The 23,471-nt window shown below is 51.3% G+C and carries 19 protein-coding genes; 15 read left to right on the forward strand and 4 right to left on the reverse strand.

The window, feature by feature from the left end; all coding sequences use genetic code 11:
- Positions 1-5 precede the first annotated feature (5 nt).
- From TPRIMZ1_RS0102295 to TPRIMZ1_RS0102340, 10 genes are all read left to right on the forward strand, one after another.
- Complete coding sequence (locus TPRIMZ1_RS0102295; RefSeq protein WP_010254102.1) at positions 6-1,496, forward strand: sugar ABC transporter ATP-binding protein; 1,491 nt, start codon at positions 6-8, stop codon at positions 1,494-1,496.
- Positions 1,497-1,524: 28 nt separating this feature from the next.
- Positions 1,525-2,517 carry an ABC transporter permease gene (locus TPRIMZ1_RS0102300; RefSeq protein ID WP_010254104.1) on the forward strand — a complete coding sequence of 331 codons (993 nt, stop codon included), beginning with the start codon at positions 1,525-1,527 and terminating at the stop codon, positions 2,515-2,517.
- 31 nt (positions 2,518-2,548) lie between these two features.
- Positions 2,549-3,358 (forward strand): alpha/beta hydrolase, encoded by an 810-nt coding sequence (locus TPRIMZ1_RS0102305; protein WP_010254106.1) that lies wholly within the window; start codon positions 2,549-2,551, stop codon positions 3,356-3,358.
- Between the two features lie 67 nt (positions 3,359-3,425).
- Positions 3,426-4,193: a GolD/DthD family dehydrogenase gene (locus TPRIMZ1_RS0102310; protein WP_010254109.1), complete on the forward strand. Its 768-nt coding sequence runs from the start codon at positions 3,426-3,428 to the stop codon at positions 4,191-4,193.
- A 26-nt stretch (positions 4,194-4,219) separates the two neighbouring features.
- Positions 4,220-5,215, forward strand: a complete 996-nt coding sequence (locus TPRIMZ1_RS0102315) for a dihydroxyacetone kinase subunit DhaK (protein WP_010254112.1) — start codon at positions 4,220-4,222, stop codon at positions 5,213-5,215.
- A 12-nt stretch (positions 5,216-5,227) separates the two neighbouring features.
- The gene (gene dhaL, locus TPRIMZ1_RS0102320; protein ID WP_010254115.1) at positions 5,228-5,878 is read left to right on the forward strand and encodes a dihydroxyacetone kinase subunit DhaL; all 651 of its coding nucleotides are present in this window, start codon (positions 5,228-5,230) and stop codon (positions 5,876-5,878) included.
- The gene (gene rpiB, locus TPRIMZ1_RS0102325) at positions 5,878-6,336 is read left to right on the forward strand and encodes a ribose 5-phosphate isomerase B (RefSeq protein WP_010254118.1); all 459 of its coding nucleotides are present in this window, start codon (positions 5,878-5,880) and stop codon (positions 6,334-6,336) included. Before dhaL ends, rpiB begins: the two co-directional genes overlap by 1 nt.
- A 263-nt stretch (positions 6,337-6,599) precedes the next feature.
- Entirely contained in the window at positions 6,600-7,394 is a 795-nt protein-coding gene (locus TPRIMZ1_RS18280; protein ID WP_010254122.1) for a DeoR/GlpR family DNA-binding transcription regulator, read from the forward strand.
- 153 nt (positions 7,395-7,547) lie between these two features.
- Positions 7,548-8,333, forward strand: coding sequence for a DeoR/GlpR family DNA-binding transcription regulator (locus TPRIMZ1_RS18285; RefSeq protein ID WP_010254126.1), 786 nt, complete (start codon positions 7,548-7,550; stop codon positions 8,331-8,333).
- A 29-nt stretch (positions 8,334-8,362) separates the two neighbouring features.
- A complete protein-coding gene (locus tag TPRIMZ1_RS0102340; RefSeq protein WP_010254130.1) occupies positions 8,363-8,926 on the forward strand; it encodes a manganese efflux pump MntP family protein in 564 nt (187 codons plus the stop codon).
- Between the two features lie 8 nt (positions 8,927-8,934).
- Here TPRIMZ1_RS0102340 and TPRIMZ1_RS0102345 read toward each other — a convergent pair whose 3' ends face one another.
- Positions 8,935-9,819, reverse strand: a complete 885-nt coding sequence (locus TPRIMZ1_RS0102345; protein WP_038077648.1) for a DUF2156 domain-containing protein — start codon at positions 9,817-9,819, stop codon at positions 8,935-8,937.
- Between the two features lie 100 nt (positions 9,820-9,919).
- On the opposite strand from TPRIMZ1_RS0102345, the gene TPRIMZ1_RS0102350 reads away from it, so the two are divergent.
- From TPRIMZ1_RS0102350 to TPRIMZ1_RS0102365, 4 genes are all read left to right on the forward strand, one after another.
- Positions 9,920-11,149, forward strand: coding sequence for a S1C family serine protease (locus TPRIMZ1_RS0102350; protein WP_010254135.1), 1,230 nt, complete (start codon positions 9,920-9,922; stop codon positions 11,147-11,149).
- 4 nt (positions 11,150-11,153) lie between these two features.
- Entirely contained in the window at positions 11,154-12,092 is a 939-nt protein-coding gene (locus TPRIMZ1_RS0102355; RefSeq protein ID WP_010254140.1) for a cation diffusion facilitator family transporter, read from the forward strand.
- Between the two features lie 66 nt (positions 12,093-12,158).
- Positions 12,159-14,042 carry a hypothetical protein gene (locus tag TPRIMZ1_RS0102360; RefSeq protein WP_010254144.1) on the forward strand — a complete coding sequence of 628 codons (1,884 nt, stop codon included), beginning with the start codon at positions 12,159-12,161 and terminating at the stop codon, positions 14,040-14,042.
- 137 nt (positions 14,043-14,179) lie between these two features.
- Positions 14,180-14,623, forward strand: a complete 444-nt coding sequence (locus TPRIMZ1_RS0102365; RefSeq protein WP_010254147.1) for a single-stranded DNA-binding protein — start codon at positions 14,180-14,182, stop codon at positions 14,621-14,623.
- Between the two features lie 40 nt (positions 14,624-14,663).
- Here the strand turns inward: TPRIMZ1_RS0102365 and TPRIMZ1_RS0102370 are convergent, their stop codons facing one another.
- The 3 genes from TPRIMZ1_RS0102370 to TPRIMZ1_RS0102380 are packed head-to-tail and all read right to left on the reverse strand — an operon-like array spanning position 14,664 to position 19,645.
- On the reverse strand, positions 14,664-16,808 hold the full coding sequence (locus TPRIMZ1_RS0102370) for a peptidase U32 family protein (RefSeq protein ID WP_010254151.1): 2,145 nt from the start codon (positions 16,806-16,808) through the stop codon (positions 14,664-14,666).
- A 23-nt stretch (positions 16,809-16,831) separates the two neighbouring features.
- Positions 16,832-18,799: a VWA domain-containing protein gene (locus TPRIMZ1_RS0102375; RefSeq protein WP_010254155.1), complete on the reverse strand. Its 1,968-nt coding sequence runs from the start codon at positions 18,797-18,799 to the stop codon at positions 16,832-16,834.
- Between the two features lie 15 nt (positions 18,800-18,814).
- On the reverse strand, positions 18,815-19,645 hold the full coding sequence (locus TPRIMZ1_RS0102380; RefSeq protein WP_010254158.1) for a formylglycine-generating enzyme family protein: 831 nt from the start codon (positions 19,643-19,645) through the stop codon (positions 18,815-18,817).
- Positions 19,646-19,761: 116 nt separating this feature from the next.
- Here TPRIMZ1_RS0102380 and metH point away from each other — a divergent pair, with 116 nt between their 5' ends.
- The gene (gene metH / locus TPRIMZ1_RS0102385) at positions 19,762-23,442 is read left to right on the forward strand and encodes a methionine synthase (RefSeq protein ID WP_010254161.1); all 3,681 of its coding nucleotides are present in this window, start codon (positions 19,762-19,764) and stop codon (positions 23,440-23,442) included.
- Positions 23,443-23,471: the final 29 nt, after the last annotated feature.

Genomic DNA, 23,471 nt, shown 5'->3' on the forward strand with positions numbered 1-23,471 from the left:
AAGCCTTGAAAGATACCGTGCTTTTGGAAATGAAAAATATCACTAAGCAATTCCCCGGAATCAAGGCTTTGGATGGGGTTGATTTTGATCTGCAGGCCGGGGAAGTTCATGCCCTGCTTGGAGAGAACGGCGCAGGAAAATCAACCCTTATTAAAATCTTAGGCGGTATATACCCCAAGGATGGGGGGGATATCCTCATCAATGGTACCCCTGTGGATATTCACGAGGTGAATAATGCCAGAGATTTGGGTATCAGTGTCATCCATCAGGAATTGGTTCTTGTTCCCCAGTTAAGCGTGGCGGAAAATATTTTTCTTGGGCGGGAGCCGCGAAAGCGGAATCGCTTGATCGACTTTGATGTCATGCGCAAAGAAGCAGGACGGATTCTTTCAGAGCTGGATTTGAGTATAGATCCTGATAAAAGAGTGTGGAGACTGTCCATTGCCCAACAACAGATGGTTGAGGTAGCAAAGGCAATTTCGTTTAACGCAAAGATAATTGTAATGGATGAACCCACCTCTTCCATAACCAGTAAGGATGTGGATGCGCTCTTTACAAAAATAAGACGTTTACGGTCCATGGGAATTGGTATTATTTATATTTCCCACCGCATGAGCGAGCTCCAGGAAATTGCCGACAGGGTAACGGTACTGCGGGACGGGAAATATGTGGCAACAAAAAAAACGGCGGAGACTTCGAATGACGAATTGATAGCCCTTATGGTCGGCAGGGCTATGACCAACTACTATACCCGGACTTATAATAAGTATCCCGAAATTATTCTTAAAGTGGATCATATGACCACCCCAGTGGTGCATGATATCAGTTTTGAGTTAAAAAAAGGAGAAATCCTTGGATTTTCCGGCCTTATCGGGGCCGGCAGAACCGAGGCCATATTGGGCCTCATGGGGCTCCATGAGGTGCTGTCAGGAAAAATCTATCTGGAGGGGAAGGAGCTTTCCCCCAAATTAAGCGTAAGAAACCATATCCGTAAAGGGATGGCCCTGGTGCCCGAGGACCGGAAAGGGGAAGGTATATTCCCGCTCCGCTCCCTCCGCTTTAATATGACCTTAAAGGTTTTGGGGCAATTCATCAAAGGGGTGGTGAACAATTTACAGGAAGAGCACAGGATTACTGATAATGGCATAGAAAAATTATCAATCCGCTCTGCCAATGATCTGGTTCCCATAGGACTTCTCTCCGGGGGAAATCAACAAAAAGTAATATTGGCTTCTTGGCTGGCAACTAACCCAAAAATATTGATTTTGGATGAACCGACCAAGGGAATTGACGTGGGCGCAAAGGGCGAGATCTACGAAATCATGAATGAACTTGCTAAAGCGGGGGTTGCCATCATTATGATTTCCAGTGAGCTGCCGGAAGTAATAAATATGAGCGACCGGGTAGTGGTAATGAGAGAAGGCAGAATCCAGAAGATCCTTGATCAAGGGGAAATTTCTCAGGAAACAATAATGCAATATGCGGTAGCAATATAATGCTATCGGAAGGGCAGGAGTAACCATAGTGAAAGCTGACATTATACAAAAACTTGGGATCCGAAATTTTGGCAGCGGTGTAGCAGCTTATTTGCGGCGAAACGCGGGAATAATGATAGGCTTGGTACTGGTGTGTATTGTTATTTCCATCCGGTCCCCCATCTTTCTAACCCAGCGTAATATTATGAATGTACTGCGGCAGATATCAACAAATATGTATCTGGCCACATCCATGACCTTGATCCTTATTGCCGGAGGGATCGACCTGTCCGTGGGGTCCGCCCTTGCGGTGATCGGGGTCCTTAGCGGAACCCTGCTCTTGTCCGGTATATCGGTACCCTTGGTAATTATCATATGCCTTATAGCCGGAGTTTTTATCGGTCTCATTAACGGAATTATTATTTCACGTACCACCCTGCCGCCCTTTATTGTTACCTTCTCCATGATGAGCATTTTGCGGGGTACAGCCTATGTGTACACCGGCGGCGTAACCGCACGGATCGACAATCCGGTTTTTATAAATCTTGGTACAGGATATCTGGGCATTGTTCCGCTGCCGGTAATTTATATGTTAGTTATTATGTTCATTGTGTTTTTAATTCTGAATAAAAGCGCCCTGGGGCGTCATATATATGCTACCGGAGGCAATGAACGGGCCGCTATTTACAGCGGTATTAATGTGCGGCGGATTCGGCTCTTTGTGTATATTTTCAGCGGTGTTATGGCCTCCGTTGCGGGCATGACCCTGGCTGCCCGCTCCTACAGCGGTAACCCGATTTTTGGGAACGGCGCCGAGATGGACGCCATTGCCGCCTGCGTCCTTGGCGGGGTCAGTATGAACGGCGACGGGGGCTTCATCGGCGGGACCTTTATCGGCGCCCTGATTATCGGCGTCCTGAATAACGGGCTAAATCTGATGGGCATCGATTCTTTCTGGCAGACTATTCTTAAAGGGGTAGTTATTTTAGTTGCAGTTTATGTAGACTATTTAAAGAGCCTGAAAAAAGCCGGCATAAAATAGAACAGACGACGACCGGCTTAAGGGGGATGGTATGGCCTTTTTAAGCGGAAATATTTATTCAAAATCTCTGTTGATGGATACCCGGATTCAGCTTTTCCTGCCCCAGGATGGGCGGCGTTATGTGTGGAAGGAACGTCCCAAAACCCTCATTCTGCTCCATGGACTTTCCGATGATGCCTCGGTCTGGGGTAGGATGACTGCGGTGCAACGTTATGCCGAACGCTACAATCTGGCGTTAGTTATGCCGGAAGTACACCGCAGCTTCTATCACGATATGAAAAATGGGCAGAAATACTACCACTATATAACGGAAGAGCTGCCGGAACTGCTGGAAACTATGTTTTCGGTTTCTTTGAAACGGGAAGATCTGATGATAGCAGGGCTTTCCATGGGTGGATACGGCGCCCTCCGCTGCGCATTCGACCATCCGGAGCGTTTCGGCTGCTGCGGCGCCTTTTCCGGCGCCTATAACTTGAAGGCCCTGATTCAGGAAGCTCCAAGTATGGTGGAAATCCTGGGGGACTGGCCTGCGGATATACGGGGCATCTTTGGAGAAAACCCGGTAATAAGCGAATCTGCGGACATCCCCGTAATTCTGAAAAAGGCCAAGGCTGTAAGCCAGGCTGCGGGAGTCCCCTTGCCCAAACTGTACATGGTCTGCGGTACCGCCGATTTTATCTACCAACATTCGGTGGACACCCATAATCTGCTTAATGAGCTGGGTATAGAACACCGGTTTGATGAATTTCCCGGCGCCTTCCATGAATGGGATGTCTGGGACGAGGCGATTGAACGGATGCTGAAACTATTCCTGGGCGAAGGGCGTAAGGATTGGGTTTAAAATTAACTGAGCGCCGGTATGTTGTTATATGGCATCCCGGTCAATTTTCTTTAAAAGGAGTTTATGTATGATATCTTACCATGGAGCTGATGCTAATTTTTCCCTGGAAGGGAAAACCGCTATTATTACCGGAGGCGCCGCCGGAATAGGCAATGCTACGGCACAGTTTTTTGCCAAGAAAGGCGTGAATCTCATTCTGGCGGATCTGAATCCGGAAACGGATTCCATCGCTAAAAAAATCGGACCTAAACATATCGGCGTTGTGGGGAATATCTGCGATGGCGCCTATCGTAAGCATGTACTGGAAGCGGGTGTGAAGACCTTTGGAAAAATTGATATACTGGTAAACAGCGCCGGTATCGGGGTTCTGGAAAAGGCGGAGATCCTTTCCGAAGATTACTGGGATCGTACTTTAAACATTAACCTTAAGGCCAGTTTTATGATGGCCCAGGTTTTCGGTTCCTATTTAATTGAAAAAAAGCTTCCCGGCTCTATTGTCAGTCTGGCTTCCCAGGCGGGTGTTATCGCCCTGGATAAACATGTGGCGTACTGTGCCAGTAAGGGGGGGATCATTTCCATGACCCAGGTTCTGGCCCTTGAATGGGGTAAGTACGACATACGGGTGAATTGCGTATCCCCTACGGTGGTATTAACCGAGCTTGGTCATAAAGCCTGGGACGGACCGGTGGGAGACGCCTTTAAGAAGGAAATCCCCGCCGAACGGTTTGCCGAACCTGATGAAATCGCCGGGGTTATCGCTTTCCTGTGCAGCGATACTGCGGCCATGATTACCGGACATAATTTGCTTGTTGACGGCGGATATACAAGTAAATAGAATAGGGCAGAGAGGAGAAAAGTGATATGCAGCGTATCCTAAATAATCCGGATGATATTGTTGATGAAATGCTCAAGGGCTTCGTCAAAGTACATGGTGATATTGTAACAACCACGGATAACCCCAGGGTTCTTAAGCGGAAAGATATTCCTGCCGGCAAGGTCGGAGTGGTTACCGGCGGCGGTAGTGGGCATAAGCCGGCCTTTATCGGTTATATCGGGGAAAATCTCTGCGATGCTGTGGCGGTGGGGGAGATTTGTTCTTCCCCTACGGCGGCGGCCTTTCTGGATGCCTTTAAGACGGCGGATCGGGGCAAGGGCGTGGCCTGTCTCTACGGGAACTACTCCGGGGACAACATGAATGTAAAGATGGCGGTTAAGATGGCCAAAAAGGAAGGTCTTGAAGTAAAGACCGTGGTGGCCAATGACGATGTCGCTTCGGCCCCCAAGGACGAGCAGGAAAAGCGGCGGGGTGTGGCCGGGGAAGTGCTGATGTGGAAAGTCGGCGGCGCTAAAGCCGCCGCCGGCGGGAACCTGGATGAGGTTATCGCCGCAGCCCAAAAAGCCATTGATAATACCCGCAGCGTTGGTATCGGCCTAACCCCCTGTACCCTGCCTGCGGTGGGGCATCCTAATTTTGAAATTAAACCGGGAACCATGGAAGTCGGTATCGGCCACCATGGGGAGCCGGGGATTGAGGTCTGTCCCCTGGAAACTGCAGCCCAGATGGCCAAACGGATGGTGGATGTGGTTCTGCCCGACTATCCTTTCGTTTCGGGGGATGAGGTGGTGGTATTGGTATCCGGGCTGGGCGCTACGCCGATTATGGAGATCTATGTGCTCTATGACGAAATAGAAAAACTCATCGCCGGAAAGGGTATCAGGATCCACCGGGGGTATGCGGGAAATTACTTCACCTCTCTCGAAATGATGGGTGCAACTTTGACCGTCATGAAGCTGGACGATGAGCTTAAAAAATTGGTGGATATGCCCTGCTACAGCATGGGTATCAAACAAAAATAGGGAGAAACGATCTTGGGTGGATTTAAAGTCAAAGACGGTAAGCCGGTTCTTTTAAAGATGGTTGCGGGGATTCAACAGAATAAGGACTACCTTGGGGAAGTTGATGGCCTTATCGGAGACGGCGATCATGGTATGAATATGAACAAGGGCTTTACCATGTTTGCTGAGCAGATAGCAGCTAAGGATATAGGCTTTACCGAGGGGCTGGATGAACTGGGGAACCTTCTGTTTTCCAAGATTGGCGGCTCCATGGGACCAATCTATGGGTCAATTTTTATGAGCATGGCGGAATCAATAGAAGATCTTGAAGAGATAGATACTGCGGATGTTTCAAAAATGGTAAATGCCGGACTTGACGGCCTGCATGAAGTGGTAAAGGGCGAAGTTGGGGATAAGACCCTGGTGGATACCCTGGCGCCGGCTAATGAGGCCCTTAAACAGGCTGCAAAGGCGGGGAAATCCCTTCCCGAAGCGTTAGAAGAAATGAAAGCCGCCGCCGCAAAGGGCAGGGATTCAACCAAGGACCTGGTGGCCAAGTTCGGCCGTTCCAGCCGTCTGGGAGAGCGTTCCCGGGGAGTCCTGGACGCCGGGGCCGTATCCTGCTGCATCATTCTTACCACCATAGCGGATGGTATTGTTGAACAGCTAAGGGCGGGCGCCTGATGCATACTATTGTTATCGGCTGCGATAATGCTGCGGTTCCCATGAAAAACATGTTGATCAAGTTTCTGGAGAGTAAGGGTGTTACCGTGGAGAACAAGGGCTGCGACAGTGCCGATGACCCAACCAATTATCCTTCGGTAGCAAAAAGGGTTTGCCAAGCTATCATCGAAAGCGGATACACTAAGCGGGGCATCCTGGTTTGTGGTACCGGTATCGGCATGGCCATGTCGGCAAATAAGTTTAAGGGTATCCGTGCGGCCTGTTGTCACGATAATTTTTCTGCGGAACGTTCCATACTCAGCAATAACGCTAATGTGCTTACCATGGGAGAGCGGGTTATTGGCCATGAGCTGGCGAAGAAAATTGTGGGGGAATGGATCACCCTGGAATTTAAAGAAGGCCCCTCATCACCCAAGGTTCAGGAAATCATCGCCATTGAAAACGCAAATATGAAATAGCTAACAGGCCCTATAGGGTTCAAGGTCCTCCGGATGGAGGGCCTTTTTTCTGCCAGCCCATAATTCAGCGATACGAAAACCAATGAAGAATCCCATACAGAATCAACTTGCTAGAGTAAATATTATAGTTTCGTACGAAACTTTTATTTGACTTTTTTGTTTATTTTAGTATCTTATAAGCAAGGGAAAACAAATAAATCCCCTTAAAATCGGTAGCGCTACGGATTAAAACGAAACTAACAAACATGAAAGGAAGGTAAAAGATGACGGAAAGACACAACCGAATTTTAGAACTCCTGGCTCAGAATCATCGGATTGAGGTGGCGATTCTGGCTGAACTCTTGGATGTTTCGCAGGTAACGGTGCGAAAAGACCTGGATCAGCTTGAAGAACGGGGACTTATACGCCGGGAACATGGATTTGCCCTTTTTGGCTCCTTTGATGATGTGGGAAGACGTATGGCCTTTCACTACGACATCAAACGAAGGATGGCAAAGGCCGCCGCGGAACTAGTGGAGGATGAGGAGACGGTGATGATAGAATCCGGTTCCTGCTGCGCCCTTCTGGCGGAGGAACTGGCTAACAGTAAGCGGGATGTTACTATTGTCACTAATTCCGCCTTTATCGCCAACCATATACGGCATGCGCCCTACGGAAAGGTAATCCTCCTGGGAGGGGAATACCAGAAAAATTCCCAGGTTCTGGTTGGGCCTATAATGCGGAAGTACACCGAGTTTTTTATGGCCGATAAGTTTTTTATCGGGACCGATGGTTTTACCACGAAATTTGGATTTACCGGAAGGGATCATTATCGGGCCCAGGCGGTACGGGATATGGCAGAACAGGCAAAGCGGATCATCGTTTTAACGGAATCTGAAAAATTCTTCCACCAGGGTGTTGAAGGCTTGGTTCGGATCGAGGATGTCGCGGCGGTATTCACGGATGATAAAATCCCCCATGACATTGATACATTCTTAACCGAAAGAAAGATCATCGTTAATAAGGTACCCGCAGTTGTCCAGCCCATTGCCACCGTGCTGGGAAATGTTGTTCGGTAAAGCTTCGCTCCATCCGTAAGTCTCCTGAAGAGTGACCGCCTCTCTTCAGGGGACTTTTCATATGAGAAAAGTAAAATTTTAGTTTCGTAAGAAGGAACTTCTATTGACATATGAAGCATTTTGAGATACTCTAATCTTTTAGGGAGTATCGGATTGATAAAGAGACATGTAAAGATTCTTGATATAATCACAGAGCGTCAAAAACTTGAGGTTAGCGTCCTGGCGGAACTCCTGGGTGTATCCAAGGTAACGGTACGCAAGGATTTGGCGGAACTTGAGGAGATGGGGGTTCTCCGGCGTGAACATGGTTATGCGGTCATCGGCGCTGTGGACGATGTGGGACGCCGTCTGGCCTATCATTACGACATAAAAAAGCAGATAGCCCAGGCCGCTGCCCAGACCGTGAATAATGGGGAAACGGTAATTATCGAATCCGGTTCCTGCTGCGCCCTTCTGGCGGAAGAACTAGCCGCTACTAAGCGGGATGTTACGATAATCACCAATTCTTCTTTTATAGCCAACCACGTACGCCATGCCTCTCATATCAAGATTATTCTCCTGGGGGGTGACTATCAGAGCGAATCCCAGGTAGCGGTGGGCCCTATCACCATAAAATGTGTGGGGGATTTTTTTACGGATAAACTTTTCATCGGAACCGATGGGTTTACCGAGAAATTTGGGTTTACCGGCAGGGACCATCTGCGGGCCGAGACCGTTCAGGGTATCGCGAAACAGGCCCGGCAGGTGATGGTATTAACGGAATCGGAAAAGTTTTTTCACCAGGGGGTGGTTGGGTTGGTACGTACTACGGATGTTTCAACGGTTTATACCGATGATCGGATACCCCCGGAGACGGAGGCCTTTTTATCTAAGAATCATGTTATGGTCCATAAAGTGCCGGATGGTAGTTCAGCAGGCACACCACAGACTACTGTGTAATCGACATTGATGCGGGATAGGGTGGTTAGATGGTTTCCATTATACTGATCGGTTTTAGTCTTGCCTTTGATGCCCTTGCGGTTTCAATCAGTTCGGGCATAAGTAATAGGGACCTAAAAACATTTCATGTTGTCAGGGGTTCCTTCTTTTTTGGCGCCTTCCAATTTATCATGCCCGTAACCGGATGGTTTTTGGGGAAAACCTTTGTTGTTTACATAGAGACATTTGATCATTGGATAGCCTTTGCTTTGTTGGCTTTTATTGGCGGTAAAATGCTTTTTAGTGCACTGCCACAAAAGAATAAGGAAAAACCAACTGAAACAAATATTGACATTCAGAATATTGGGAGCCTTTTTATACTTGCAATAGCAACAAGCATTGATGCGCTGGCGGTTGGTCTGTCCTTTAGTATGGTGAATCAGGATATATGGATTCCCGCATTAATTATCGGATGTATGACCTTTGTATTATGTTTTTTTGGTTTTGAATTCGGGAAAAAAATCGGATCGGCTTTTGAAAATGGATCACAGATTATTGGCGGATTGATTCTAATTGGAATAGGCATAAAAATTCTTCTGGAACATATTCTGTAGCCCGGTTCTTAAAATAAGGTCCTTCCCTGGATGGCGGTATATTTTTTGACAAAGCCCGAAGGCCGGTAGGTCATCTTGGCCTGCCGCAGCCCCTCGTCTCCCAGATCCTGCTCCCGGTTGATATGGATAAACGATTCCGGCAGGGAGGCGGCAAAGCTTTGGTTTATGTACTGAAAAATCCCCTTATAATCATCAAGAGCTTTTTCAAAATGGATAGTGAACATGCGGCCATCCGCAAGGCTTTCTCCCAGACACCAGCCGGCGGGCTCGCCGTTTATGTAATACATGGCGCCCGTCATTTCCAGTTCGTTGAACAATTCCAGGCTTTCCCGGGCGGCGATATAATCCCCGTCGGCGCCCTTGTCTTTCCGCCAGCGGTCCAGGACCCACAGGGCCTGGGGGATGATCTCCGCGCTTAGGGGCTGCTGCTCGTGGGAATAGTAATTTACAAACTGGTTAACCAAGTTCCGCTTTTTATGGTATTTCTTGCCCGGCAGCTCCGCCAGATCGCTCCGCAGGTAGAGATAGTCAAAATTGTCCCGGTCCTCCGCAATTTCAATGCCCCATTCTTCCAGATGTTCCCGGCTGGGGATAAGTACCGAATCGGGGATGCCCTTCCAGTACTCATGGGTCTTAAAAAGCTCTTCCAGAATGTCCCGGTCCGGAACCGCACAGGGGGTCATAAAGAATTTTTTCCCCTCCCTTTCGCCGGAGAGTATAAAGGTTTTATCCGGTATCTGGGAAACCCGGTAATTGTACCGTTTCCGGAATAAGAAAAGATCCCCAAAGGTATATTCAGATACACCATCGGGGGTTTGGGAAAGACGGGGATGCATTTCATCTTTTAATCCCAGGGTTAGGGGTACAAAATCGGGGTAACAGGGAATCTGCATACTGTATTCAATATAACAGATATATCCCGTTTTGGGCAATATTGCAATTTTATGTCTGGTTCCACTATACTAACAGCATACTAAAACTCTGGGGGAGCCCATGAAATTGTATAGCCGCGGGCAGGTAATCTTTTTTTCTGTGTTGAGCGTCCTCATTGTAGTTATGTTTGCCGTGGGGATAGGCGTTTTACGGATACCCCTGAAAGGCGGAACTGAGGCCGAGGCGGTCAAAAACCCCGAAGCGGATCCCCTGGAAGCGCTGCAACTGCGGCAGTCTCCCTATACTAATCCTCTGCTGACAAAAACTGCGGAGCTCCAGGCTTATACGGAGGACGAACGGGAGAATATCGGGGTCTACGAGCAGCTTAACGAGGCGGTGGTGAACATCACCACCGAAACCGTGGCGATCAACTGGTTCCTGGAGCCGGTGCCCCAGGAGGGCGGTTCCGGGTCGGGGTCTATCATCGATACCCGGGGCTATGTGTTAACCAACAATCACGTTATCGAAAATGCATATAAGGTATTTATCAACCTGGCCGATGGGACCCAGCTTGAGGGTTCGCTTATCGGTACGGACCCGGAAAATGATCTGGCGGTGTTGAAGTTTGATCCCCCCCGGGGGGCGGAACTGAAGACCGTGCCCTTCGGAAATTCGGAGAACCTTAAGGTGGGCCAGAAGGTGATGGCCATCGGCAACCCCTTTGCCTTGGAGCGGACCCTGACCGTGGGTATCGTTTCCGGACTGGGACGGCCTATACAGACCTCCAGGCAGAATATTATTCGGGACATGATCCAGACCGATGCTTCTATTAATCCCGGCAATTCCGGAGGGCCCCTCCTGGATTCCATGGGCAGGATGATCGGCATTAATACTATGATCTATTCCCCCTCCGGCGGTTCCGTGGGTATTGGGTTTGCGGTACCGGTGAATACCGCCAAGCGGGTGGTGGCTGAGCTTATCGCCTATGGGAAGGTCCGGCGTGGCTGGATCGACGCATCGGTTGTGCAGATTTTCCCCGCCCTGGTGCGCTACGCTAAGCTGCCGGTAGATTCGGGGCTCCTGGTATCCCGGACTAACCGCAATGGTTTTGCGGAACAGGCGGGGATACGCCAAGGGAGTGAGCCCGTGCGCTACGGGTCCAGTGTGATCTACCTTGGCGGGGATATTATCAGTTCCGTGGATGGGATGAAAACCGAAACCCTGGCGGATCTTTACTCAGCCCTGGAGGATAATAAGCCCGGGGAACGGGTTGCGGTGGAGTTGATCCGCGGTGGAAGGACGATCCGGCTGGAGTTAACTTTGGCGGATCGGGAAGAGTCCAGGCAGTAATATATTGGAGACCGGAACCCGAAAAACGAGACTTATAAAGACAGCGGCCTGGGTTGCCCTGCTGGGGAACGCCGTTCTGGCGGTACTTAAGATTACCGCTGGTATCTATGCCGAAAGTCTCGCAGTTATAGGGGATGGTATCGATACTTCGGTGGACGTTCTTATCGCGGTGATGACCCTGGTGGTAGCAAGGGTTATTGCCCAGCCTGCGGATGCCTCCCACCCTTGGGGCCATGGCCGGGCCGAAACGGTGGCCACCGCCATCCTTTCCTTTGTCCTCTTTTTTGCCGGCGCCCAGCTCATGCTCAATTCGGCTTCTAATATCATTTTTGGAAAGCGCCGTGATGTACCGGGGTCTCTTGCCCTTATCGTAACCATTATTTCCATAATCGGTAAAATTGTCCTTGCCTGGAGCCAATACCTCTTTGGGGAAAAAGCGGGTTCCCCTATGCTCAAGGCCAACGCGAAAAACATGACCGGCGACGTGGTGATCTCCGCAGGGGTTTTAATCGGCCTTTTTCTTTCCACCCTTACCGGTATAGGGCTCATTGATTCGGTAGCGGCCCTCCTGGTAGGTATTTGGGTGATCAAAGCCGGGGTAGAGATTTTCGTCGAGGCTAACGCAGAACTTATGGACGGCGGTTCGGGGAAGGAATTTTACCGGGCCGTGTTTGAGGCAGTTCACAGCGTTCCCGGGGCGGGGAATCCCCACCGTACCCGGATGCGCCGCATAGCCGGTTTTTGGGATATTGATATCGACATTGAAGTGGACCCATCCCTGACCATTCGGGAGGCCCACGCTATTGCCTCAGGGGTAGAAAAGGCGATCAAGGGGCGTGTAGAGGGTGTCTACGATATTATGGTTCATGTGGAGCCTGCGGGGAACCGCGAAAAGGAAAGTTATGGACTCCAGGAAGACCAGATATCAAAATTGGGATCATAACATTGTGATTTTAGTAAATTCCTGGTACAATATTAGTATATGACTCTAAGACCAGTTTTATACAACATGTTGATAGCCTATGGGAATAAAGAGCATTCCCCTTATATAGATAGTGAAGCTTTTATCAGCTTTGTGGAAAAATACGCACGGCATTATGCCAATGAACAACCGGAATGGGCCTTATGGGCCAAGGATACCAGCAGAAAAGTTTGGGAGGAAATGAATCCCCTCCTGGATTCAGAAGTGTGCATGCTCCTTACCGAAAAAACCGGAACCCGGATTTTTATGCGCAATTTCTATATAGATCTGTTGGAAAACGCCTATGCATCGCCGGACGATTCCGCTGGTATTCCCTTTCCCTCCGAAAACGCGCTCAAAATTAAAGTACCCCCGGAACATATAAAATCTTTAAATGTAAAAACGGATCTGGTTACCTACCTGGATCATCCCCAGACTGAACGTATGCCGCTAATTATGCTTGTTTTTCCTCCCGGGATCCCTAATGCCCTTATTTTATCAACCATGATACCCCGTCGCCTTATGGAATCGGCCATGCTTAAAATACGGCATTTTCTCCGTACCCAGGATAATAAGGATTATCTTCAGAATAAGCTTATCCCCCATTATCAGGGTCGGGAGAATCAGCTGAGGGATATATTTAACCGGATGATGGTACGGCCCCTGGATTGTCTTACCAGTTTGGAGGATGGGGAAGATTTTCCTTATCTGTTCTGGGCCAGCTTCTGCGGCTTGGTGAGAAGCGATATCACCAAGAGGAAGGAACTGCTTAATGAGGATATCGCCGTATTACAGTCCCTATATATTATCGAGATTATAAATAACTATTACCGGGCCCTGGCTTTTAAGAAAAAAGAAAGGGATATGGCCTTAAATGATCTGGCTCTGCAATTTGATCAGCCTCCTTATGCGTATTCCATGGACGCCATCATAAAATTTATCAACAGTAAGGGGGTACCGCTTCTTGGACTGTACTCCGAAAAGGACCTGGAAGATTGGCTTACGGTGAGAATAAAAAGCGCCACCCCGGAGGAACTGCCGGAGATATTCCTCATTACCGGCCCTGCGGACGCAAAACGGTATATTAAAAAGGCACATTACTACGAGTTCAGTGTAAATTTTCTTACCGAAGCCCGTCCACTTATAAAAAGAGCCGTTTCGGATCGTTGGCTTATAATAATCAAGGGTTATCGCCGCGAGTCGGCCATGGAGAAGGATGAGGATTTTGAAAAGCTGCTGAAGCGTTTTGTGGGTGAGTTAGCCCCGGATCTGATGGCGGTTATAACGGATAAAAAGCTATACCTGGTCTGTGATGAAATAGAACAGATCCAGGGCTTTATTCCCGAGGGTTCACGTTTTTTTGTTCATGGGGGATCCCTTTTACCCCTGGCAACCATTCTTCTCATTAATCGGAAGGAAATCCTGGCCGATACCCGTGCCCTTCTGCCCTTCTGGTATTCTATTCCCCTATTTATTGCCCTTGTAGCCATCTTTCAGAAATTGAAAAACCTAAAGTTTGAAAGGGGAAAGAAAAAAGATGCCGAAAATGGCGCTCCGAAGCGGGAGCGTTCTGCGAATAAAAGCCAGGATAAGGAAATCAAAGAGGCTGGGCGGAAGCTGGAATCCGAACTGGTTCCCTACGGCGATGATATTGATTCGTATCTGGAGAATTTGGAAAACCGGTGGAATACGCTGCTCAAAAAGCAGGCCCGGGAGGATCTATTAACCGATGTTAAAACCCTGATACGGGACCGGCTGCGGCAGGTCATGCACGGTCAGAGGCATATGATGCTAACCAGGGATTCCCTGGAAAAACTTGCCCGCCGTATTGCGGATGAAAATAGTACCCTGCGGGATTTAAAAAATCAGGATAACCTGCGTCAATACATAGTCCTCTATATGGTAAAACTTTTAATTCAGTCGAATTTTTAACGTTTTTTTAATTTTTTTTCGTTTTAACTAAAGCAATTTTTATCTTTCTCCCCTAACCCTGGTATCATGGCCAAAATTCATTGACCATGACCGGTGATTCTAATTATCACCGGATCAAACATTTTTTGGAGGTAGTTATGAATAACCTCAATTCCATCATTATCGAAGGTAACCTGGTCCGGGATCCTCTGTTCCGCTCCACCGCAAAGGGGACGCCCCTTTGTACCTTTAGTATCGCTTCTAACCGTTTCTACAAACAGGATACGGCCATAGAGAACGAGGTTAGTTTCTTCGACGTGGAATCATGGTCGAAACTTGCCGAGTCGTGCTACAACCTGGGACATAAGGGCAGGGGTGTCAAGGTTGTGGGACGTTTAAAGCAGGACCGGTGGGCTGGCCCCGATGGAAAGCAGCGCTCCCGGGTTTCGATTGTGGCGGAACACATAGAATTCCGCCCTGAATTTAAACGGGATGGATCCGACCAGGACGATCCCTCAGAAGCAGGGGCTTCTGAAAATACAGCTACCGAGGATGCAGAAGCATTAGCTTCTGTTGACGAAATGGCCTCGGTGGCTTTTTAAGGAGGTTTTTATAGGATAGATACCATAGGATTTCTCCCTTTTAGGGAGCCGGGGTGTTACTCCGGCTCCCGTTTTTTCCCTCCTCTTGGGCGAAAAATCCATCCTTCCAGTTAAACCGCACGGCATTTGGCAGGGGAGCGGTGTTTTTTACGGCGTCCATAATATCCTTGTAATCTTTCTTTTTAAGGGGTGGCCCGGAAAAGTCCAGGATGAACCGGCGGAATCCCGCTTCCTGGAGAAAGGGGATCTTATCAATAATGGAAAAGGGTTTTTCCGGGTAGACCCGGGAACCATCCCGTTCGGTAATGAGCCGGAAAGATTCGTCCCTGCTGTCCTGGAAATTACCAAAATCGTAGGTCCGCCCCAGATCCGCCCTAATACGGAATAGCGCGGGGTAGGCAAAGACGGTAACAAAGCCCTGGGAGCGTCGGTTTTGCTCGATGGTTTTTTCCCAATTCTGCCGGTTGTTTTCCAGGGGGGATATCAGAGCGTCTGTCCCCATATCGGCGATAAACGCGGCGGACCAGCGGTTAAAGGCGTAAAGGTAGGGCCCGGCTATAAGATGCGCCCCAGGCATATCCCGGAACAGCGATATATGTCCGGGGTTGTTTACCACAAATTCCCGACAGCCCTTTTCGAAGAGCCGGGGGATCTCCTCCGTAAGGAGGCTGTCCATGGCCTGGGGAAAATAGGGATCCAGAACCAGGATCGTCTCTCCGGGTTTAAAAGGCAGGAGGGGCTTATCTTCTCCCAAAAGGTAGGCCGCCGTTTTACGGTTATACTCTACCATGGCCCGTATGGGTCTGACCGACTGGACCACAAACAGATCCTCCACCCGGGAAACCATGACATAGATCCCTTCGGGGAATAGCTTGCCATCCTTCTTTTTAACCGCCCCTAAACTTAGTTCCGGGGCTTTGTCATGACCGGGCAGGCGGCGGCAGGTATCCAGGTTATTAGGTATAACCGGAGTATAACGCCGGGACATAGCCTTGGTTTGGATCAGGTAGACCGAATCCCCTTCACCAAAACCTTCGGGGATGGAAATCCACCGCTTGGCGCCGCCGCCGTCCTGCTCCTGTTCGTCTTCTGCGAAGTTCAGCTTATGGGACTGCCGGTCCGAATCGTCCCGGCGGTGGAGCCGTACAGAATCGCCAATACCGGGCATAACCGGTCCCCGGGCAATCAGCCCACGGCTTTCGCCTTCGCCCCCCCTTACCCGGAGTATGGTTCCCAGCGCTATGCCCGTACCGCCGTCCTGTTCCGGGTTCAACCAGGTTTTGGGACCGGTGTCGTTGTCGGGGCCCTTGGTAAAATAGAAGGTGGTTTTGGCCCGGGCAAAGTCGTTGCGGAGTATGCCCAGCCCTTCGGCAATACTCTTTTCCCGGTCTCCCTCCAGGCCATCAATGACCCGGCGGTAGGCGGATACCACGGTACCCACGTACTCGGCGCTTTTCATCCGCCCTTCGATCTTGAAAGAACCTACTCCTGCATCCGCCAGAGCCGGAATCTGTTCCAGAAGCTGCAGATCCCCGGGGCTAAAATAGTAGCCCCCATTATCGGCCGTCCGATCATCGCCGGATCGCCGGTAGAGCCGTCGGCAAGCCTGGGTACACATGCCGCGGTTGGCGGACTTGCCCCCCAGGTAGCTGGAAAAAAGACAAAGCCCGGAGGCGCTGACACAGAGGGCGCCGTGGACAAAGACCTCCAGCGCCATGTTGGTGTTATCCCGAATATCCCGTATTTCCTCCAGGTTAAGCTCCCTGGCAAGGACAACCCGGGAGAAGCCGTTTTTGGAAAGAAGATTCGCCCCCCGGGCTGAGGCGATATTCATCTGGGTGGAGGCGTGAAGGCGGAGCGCCGGAAAATGATCCCGAACCATCTTTACCACCCCGAAATCCTGAACAATAATACCGTCCGGACCCAGGTTAGCCAGATATTTCAGGAGCTGATACACCCGATCGGCTTCCCGCTGTTCGAAAACCGTATTCACCGTAACATAGATCTTGACCTTCATCCGGCGGGCAACGCGGAGCAGGCCTTCAAACTGGGAATAGGCAAAATTGGCGCTCCGGATCCGGGCGTTGAAGTTTTTCAGCCCCAGGTAAACCGCGTCCGCCCCCTCGCCAATGGCGGCGTCAAGGGCTTCCGGGGAGCCCGCGGGGGCAAGGAGTTCGATGTTCATTGGAGTAGTATATCAGAAAAGACCTACCGGGTCATCCGCGAGAAGGACCCCTCCCGGTCGGAGAGCATCCGTGAACGGGTTTCATTCACAAAGGAACGCCGGTTTTCCGCAGCCGTCTCGTTTAGTATCTCTATATACCTGGCAATAACAGAAAGTTCCTGGTCAAAGGCGTCGGCGTTTCGCCAATTTCGTTTTACGGTTTCCAAGGTCTGGCCGGTTTCGTGGGAGATCTGCAGGGCAGATTCCAGGCGGGTTAGATCATTTTCGCGGTTATAATAGTGATCGCCGATTTCCCTGACCGCCGAGGCGAAATCCAGTACGGCGGCGGAGCGGCGGAGCATCAGCGCGGCGAAGTCGTTGACCGGGTCTGTGAGGACAACCACCCGCTCAAAGGCGCCGGGCATCCCGGGGGCGGTGTTACCATCGGTATACAGGCCGACCTCCGGAGTGGATGAACCCTGGGGGTTTTTAACGTGTAAAGCCGCAACCTGCACGCCACGGTTTTGAGGGGGAATACGGTAGCGTACAAACAGGGTCTTATAATCTCCCTGATGCAGGCTGTCAATGCGGCATATAACCCGGTTATTTTCGATCCGGTGCTGGTATCCTAGAACTTCCAATATCTCGATACCCGGGGTAAACTCCAGTTCTATGCTCAGGTTTTCAACTGCGGTAACCGCTATCCGCTCAAATTCCCTGTCGGTATTCAGAAGACCATCTACCATATCCTGGCTGCGTAGATTGCGGGAAGCGCCCTGACCATATTCCGCCAGGGTCCGCAGAAGTTCCGCATCGAAGTTTCTCCCCAGCCCTATGGTTGATAGGGAAATACCCTGTTGTTTCCGGAGTTCCACCAATTGGTGGAGCCGATCCAGGGTATCATTGCCGGTATATTCAAAGGTACAGATCTCAGTAATACTGGCGCGGCCGGATCCGTGTACGGACCCCTCAAAGTATAGATATTCCTTTCCGTTCTTTATTTCTATCTGGAAGGGGGTAGGATAGGGTTTCTCTTCATAGCTTATATAGTTCTGTATATACACCCGGTAAGTTCCCCGGGGGGCCATGTTATCGGGCCAGAAAATATTTTCCACCGGCTTCAGAGTTTCGCCGTATAAATTCCGATCCACATCCAGCCAGCCGCCGTTGGAGTCCCTGGGGTTGTTGAAATTTATTTCTTCCCCCGTGGGGCCTACCACATGGAGGTCTAAATCGTTCCGGTTATTCCACATGAGAGAGATTCTGAGATCACCGGTGTGGGCATTGGACTGGGCGAGCCGCGCTGAAAATTCATCTCCATCCGAAAAAAGGAGGACCTGATTTATCGAATCTTCCCGGTAGTAGGGTACGATCTGCTCATAGCCTAGACTGATACCCGCTTCAAGGTTGGTGAGTCCCTGGGGGTAGAGTTTGTCCACCGCTTCCAGAAATAAACGGCGTTTCAAAGCTGAATTCATCAGGGTAGGTTCAAAAACCACCTGGGCGGAATTGTTGAAGCTTACCAGTGATAGTGCGTCCACATTCCGGATTTTTTTTATGAAGTCCGTCATGGACGCCTTAAACCAGAAGAGTTTGTTGTCGTCGTTCATGGAAAGGGATGTATCCACCACCAGTACCAGATTCATGGGTGGAAGTTCTGCGAAACCCCAGGTTTTTCCCTGGATTCCGACCTGGATAATACCTTCCGGTCCCAGATGGTTGCGTCCCAGGGGGATGGTCCGGTTCAACTCATTATAGATGTTAACCCCTATATCGGTTTCCGGCTCGGGATACCCGTAGTTATAGGAAGCAAGATAGGAATCGGTATAGATATCTTCGGGAGCCAGAATAATTCCATTGTTTGCAAGATACCTGCTTCTGGCCCGCTGAGAAGCGCTTTCGGCGAACCCCTCGGCAAACATAAGCGCGGGGATGCAGCAAAACAACAAGCCCAGGACTAAGCCCTTCAGTTGGAAATTACGCGGGGAACTTCGGTGCAAATTGGGGAACATTATTTCCTCCATAACTTATAGTGCGGAACGGACAACCCGGAAACCGATGTAATCAGTTTTTGCGGTGTGGTCTTTTAATATCCGGTTTGCGGAACGCAGAAACCGCGCTTCGCTATACCAGCTTCCGCCGCGCATTACCGCGGGGTTCCACAGGGAACCGTCCAGGGCGCCGGTATTACTGTACTCCTTGTACTGATCCCAGCACCACTCATACACATTGCCATGCATATCGTATAAACCCCAGGCATTGGGGGCAAAGCTTCGCACCGTGGTGGTCTGTCTCCGGTACCGGCTTTTTGCGTGCCGGTTATAGGGGTAGTTTCCGTCAAAATTCGCCTGGTTTGCAGTTATGTTGCTTCCGGTGTGGAAGGCCGTTTGGGTACCCGCCCGGCAGGCATATTCCCATTCCACTTCTGTGGGGAGCCGGTATCCATCGGCGTTATGGTCCCAGAGTATTTCTGTTTCCCGTATCACATAGGCGGGGATGAGCCCTTCTATGATGCTCCGGGCATTGCAGTAGGCCACGGCGTCATACCAGCTGACCTGTTCCACCGGAAGGCTGGCCCCGGTGAATTTGCTGGGGTTTGTCCTCATCACCTGTTCATATTCCCGCTGGGTTACTTCGTTTTTCGCCATATAAAAGGCGCCGACCATCACCTGATGCTGGGTTTCATCCTTCTGCCGGGAAACTTCCGAGGCGGGACTCCCCATGATAAAAAAACCGCCTTCAATTTTTACAAAATCAAGGAGTATATCCGATGAATAACTCTGGGCATTTACCCTACCGGGGATCAACAGGACGCCGATAAGCGTAAAAAAGGCCAAAAACCTCTGGGGTAATTTCATATTCACTTTCCTTTTTAAAAGACGGTACCCTGAAAGTATATTTTCTGACACCCTCATTGTCAAGTTTCGGCAGAAAACCACTGCCCAGTAAGATATTTTTTTGGTATAATCCGGAAATGAATATTCGGGAACAGCTTACAGAATTAGCCTCGCGGCGAATCCTTATTTTGGACGGGGCAATGGGGACCATGGTCCAGCGTTTCAAGCCCACCGGGGCGGATTTTCGGGGCCAGCGGTTTAAGGATCATTCCACGGAACTCCTGGGGTGCAACGATCTGCTCTGTTTGACCAAGCCGGAGATAATTTCATCCATACATGAAGCATACCTCAAAGCCGGGGCGGATATTATCGAGACCTGCAGCCTCAATTCCACTGCGGTATCCCTGGCGGATTACGGCCTGGCGGATCTGGCTTACGAAGTCAGCGTTGCCGCCGCCGCGGTGGCCCGGAAGGCTGCGGACAAATTTTCCACAACAGACAAGCCCCGGTTTGTGGCGGGGAGCATCGGGCCCACTACCCGGAGCGGCAGCATGTCCCCGGACATGGACGACCCCGGCAAACGGGGCGTTACCTGGGGTGAACTTGAATCGGCCTACTACGACAATGCCCGGGGATTGCTGGACGGCGGCGCGGATATCCTTCTGGCGGAAACTCTCTACGATACCCTCAATGCCAAGGCCGCCGTCTTCGCTATTAACCGGCTGTTGGAGGAACGGCATCTCGATGTGCCCCTGATACTTTCCGCCACCGTTTCCGACGCGGCGGGCCGGCTCCTTTCGGGACAGACCGTGGAGGCTTTCTGGACTTCGGTGGCCCACGCCAAACTCTGGGCCGTGGGCCTAAACTGTTCCTTCGGCGCCGAAAAGCTTAAAGCCCATATCGCCGCCCTTGCGGGTATCGCTCCCTGTCTGATAAGCGCCTACCCCAACGCGGGGCTGCCTAACCGCCTGGGCGAATACGACGAGACCCCGGAAACTATGGCCGCAACGATTGAAGAATATATGAAGGAAGGGCTGGTGAACATAGTCGGGGGCTGCTGCGGCTCCACCCCGGATCACATTGCCGCCATTGCAGCCAGGGCCGTAAACTACGCGCCCCGGGTAATTCCGAAACCCCAACGAAAAACGGTGTTGGCCGGGCTTGAGCCCTTCACGGTAGACCGGGAGAAGGGGCTGACGAATATTGGGGAGCGGACCAACGTAGCGGGAAGCCGAAAATTCCTGCGGCTCATCAAAGATGGAAACTATACCGAGGCCCTGATCATGGTCCGGGATATGATAGACCAGGGGGCGGCGCTTATCAACGTGGGTATGGACGACCCTTTCCTGGACGCCCCTGCTGCCATGACTCAGTTCCTCAATCTTGCACTTTCGGATCCCGACATAGCCCGGGTCCCGGTGATGGTGGACAGTTCCCGCTGGGAGCTTATCGAGACGGGCCTTAAGCTCCTCCAGGGAAAGGGGCTGGTGAATTCCATCAGCCTGAAGGAGGGGGAGGCGGAGTTCCTCAAAAAGGCCCGGATTGCCCGGCGTTACGGCGCAGCGGTGGTGGTGATGCTCTTCGACGAGCGGGGCCAGGGCGCGGAGTATGAGCGGAAAATCGAAATCGCCAAACGCAGCTACGAACTCCTGGTGCGGGACGGATTCCCCCCGGAGGATATCGTGTTTGATCCCAACGTACTATCGGTTGCCACGGGAATTCCCGAACACGATCGGTACGCGCTGGATTTTATCCGCGCCTGCCAATGGATACGCGAACATTGTCCCGAATCACAGATTTCCGGCGGCATTACCAACCTTTCCTTTAGTTTCCGGGGCAACGATACGGTCCGGGAGGCCATGCACGCAGTTTTTCTGAAACACGCCTTTGAAGCGGGTCTTTCCATGGCCATAGTAAACCCCGGCGCCCTTGTCCCGTACGATGATGTTGAGCCGGGCCTGCGGGACGTTATAGAGGATCTGCTTCTCTGTAAAAGCCCCGACGCTGCGGAACGGCTGTTAACCCTGGCCATAGCGATAAAGGACGCCGGGGATGGATCCGGCGCGGGAAACACCGCCAAGACGAATACCGCTTCCTGGCGGTCCCTGAACGTAGAAGAACGGGTGGTTCACGCCCTGGTTAAAGGCATGGACGACCATATTGAAGGGGACGTACTGGAACTGCGCGGCAAGCTGCGGACCCGGGCGCTGGAACTGGTAGAGGGCCCCCTGATGCGGGGTATGCGGGAAGTGAGCAGGCTTTTCGGCGAGGGGAAGATGTTCCTTCCCCAGGTGATACGCAGCGCCCGGGTGATGAAGAAGGCGGTATCCGTCCTGGAGCCTTTTATTGAGCAGGAAAAAACAGCCGGCACAAGCAGCGGCGGAACGATACTCTTGGCTACGGTGAAGGGAGATGTCCACGATATTGGTAAGAATATTGTCGGTGTTGTTCTGGGCTGTAATGGATACACCGTAAAAGATCTGGGGATCATGGTTCCTGCGGAGGACATTCTGGACGCTGCGGAAAAAGAGGGCGCCGGTGTTATTGGCCTTTCGGGGCTTATCACCCCGTCCCTGGAAGAGATGGTTCGTACCGCCCGGGAGATGGAGAAGCGGCGGATGACTATCCCTCTGCTCATAGGCGGCGCTACGACGAGTCTGGCCCATACGGCCCTGAGGATAGCCCCGGAATATTCCGGCCCCGTGGTATATGTGAGCGATGCGGGACAATCCGCTGGGGTGGTCCGCTCCCTGCTGTCGGCAAACGAGCGGCCGCGGTTTATGGAAGAACTGGAGGGGCGTTACCGGCAGGCGGTGGAGCAGCACGAAAAAATAGCCGCAAAGATCGAGCTTATCCCCCTGGAAGCGGCCCGGAAGAATAGTGTTCCTAAGAGCTCCGCTCCAAACCGGGAGCCGAAAACAAAGGGCCTCATAGACGTAAACGGGTATCCCCTTGAACGGATTATCCCTTATATAGATTGGGAGGGCTTCCTCCGCATCTGGAGTGTGGATGGCCATGGCAGTCTTAGTGTGGAAAAGAATATTGCCAGGGAAAAACTGCTGGAAGATGCCCGGAAGCTGCTCGCCAAGGTAAGCGCCGAAAAGCTCCTTGAACTGCGGGGAGTCCTGGGGATTTTCCCTGCCTGTTCCAAAGGGGAGGATATCCTGGTATACGATCACTCCTCTAAACCATCCACCAAAACGGAGCGCGCCCGCTTTGCCTTTCTGCGGAACCAGGAGAAAAAGCGGGCCCGGGGACCAAACCCCTGTCTGGCGGATTTTCTGCCGGAAGCGGATACCGGCAGCAATAATAGTAGCGGCTGGCTGGGCCTTTTCGCCCTCAGCGCCAGCGTCGGTCTGGAAGAAGCCGCTACTGCATTCCGTTCCCGCAACGACGACTACGGAGCCCTGCTCCTGGGCACCCTGGCGGACAGCCTTGCTGAAGCCTTTGCGGAAGAGATCCACCTCCGCATACGCCGGGAATGGTGGGGCTATGCGGGGGAAGAAACCCTGTCGATAGCGGATGTGCTTGCAGGAAAATATACGGGGATACGCCCCGCCTTCGGGTATCCCCCCTGTCCGGACCATCAGGATAAACGGATCGCCTTTGATTTACTGGATACACAGAAACGCTGCGGTCTTACCCTCACCGAATCTGCCATGATGATTCCTGCGGCATCGGTGTGCGGCATGGTGTTTTCCGACCCCGGCGCTTACTATTTCAGCGCTACCCCGGTGGGGGATGATCAGCTTGAAGGGTGGGCAGCACGGAAAGGCATAAGCGCGGAAGAAGCCCGGAGACGACTGGGGCGGATTTAGGCTGGCTGCTTCACGGGACATTTGTCCCC

The sequence above is a fragment of the Treponema primitia ZAS-1 genome, from assembly GCF_000297095.1.
GTDB classification, from domain to species: Bacteria; Spirochaetota; Spirochaetia; order Treponematales; family Breznakiellaceae; genus Termitinema; species Termitinema primitia_A.